Origin of the sequence: Nitrosomonas sp. Nm166, assembly GCF_900112825.1 — a bacterium.
In the GTDB taxonomy this organism is placed as follows: domain Bacteria; phylum Pseudomonadota; class Gammaproteobacteria; order Burkholderiales; family Nitrosomonadaceae; genus Nitrosomonas.
This window is the reverse complement of sequence record NZ_FONE01000125.1, coordinates 1-1,034: the sequence shown is the minus strand read 5'-3', so window position 1 is coordinate 1,034 and position 1,034 is coordinate 1. Positions and strand designations below refer to the sequence as shown.

Sequence of the window (1,034 nt, the reverse complement as noted above, 5' to 3'; positions counted from 1 at the left end):
TTGTAACTCACCAACCCTGGAAAATAAGGTCGCTCATGCCTCAATACCTGATTCAGGTAATAGTACTTAAACGTCCGGTAGCCCGACAGATGAAATCCCACCACGATCGTCATGATTTCACCAAAACACAGCTCCCCTCGCCGCCGACGCAGCTTCAGCGAGGATTCCCAGCAAGTGCTGCTCCCCACATGACTCAAATCCTTTACAAAAGTCGTCAATTGCACAAAAAATCGCTATAGTATCCATCGGAATCTGACTCCTCCAGTGATGAAGCTCTTTCTCATAATCGTTTCATCATAAGGAATCCGGATTCCTTTTACAGCTTTTCTTATGTCGAACTCACGTTATTTACATTATTTGTGACAATGTGCGTTATTATCGATCCCAACTGATCAGTGACTATCTCACCGACTCAAAAATAAACTCGTATTTTTGCCGCCATACGCACCCAATCTGAACTTGATTGAACGTTACTGGAAGTTTTTCAAGAAAAAAATTCTGTATGGTCGCTACTATGAAACTTTTTCACTTTTCAAAAGCACTTGCGAAGCTTTTTTCACAACATCGGATCATTACAAGGCAGAATTACGCACACTATTAACTGATAATTTCCAAATCATTGGTAGCGCCTGAGTGCCGAAATTTCATGTGCGATGAGTATAGTATCCAGTGCGGGTGGCTATCTGTTCAATCAGTTCGGTCTTGTTCATCGCTTAAAATACTCCTGTTGGTTGAGAAGCCCGCAGTATAACCGTTTAGATTTATTTCCATCATAAATCTGATGATAGAACCCTCATCCAGGAACCTTTATGTGGCTATTTTGGCTAAAATGACTTATTGACTCGGAGACTGCTGATCAAAAAGAATCTACGGGTGAGTACCAGTTTGGTTGATGCGTTTAGAGCATTCTGCACTTAAATAGAGTCGATAAGGATTCTCAAAGGATGAGATATAGTTGATGATCTTGCTATGAGGAGGTGACATATGCCAAAACCCTTATCGAATGATCTCAGGAAGCGTCTGATCAAGGCGGT

The 1,034-nt window shown here is 41.6% G+C and carries 2 pseudogenes; one reads left to right on the top strand and one right to left on the bottom strand.

Going from position 1 to position 1,034, the window contains the following annotated elements:
* Positions 1 to 224 (bottom strand): annotated as a pseudogene (locus BM021_RS15380) (hypothetical protein); the annotation flags it as partial.
* Between the two features lie 205 nt (positions 225 to 429).
* Here BM021_RS15380 and BM021_RS16710 point away from each other — a divergent pair.
* Positions 430 to 633 (top strand): annotated as a pseudogene (locus BM021_RS16710) (transposase); the annotation flags it as partial.
* Positions 634 to 1,034: the final 401 nt, after the last annotated feature.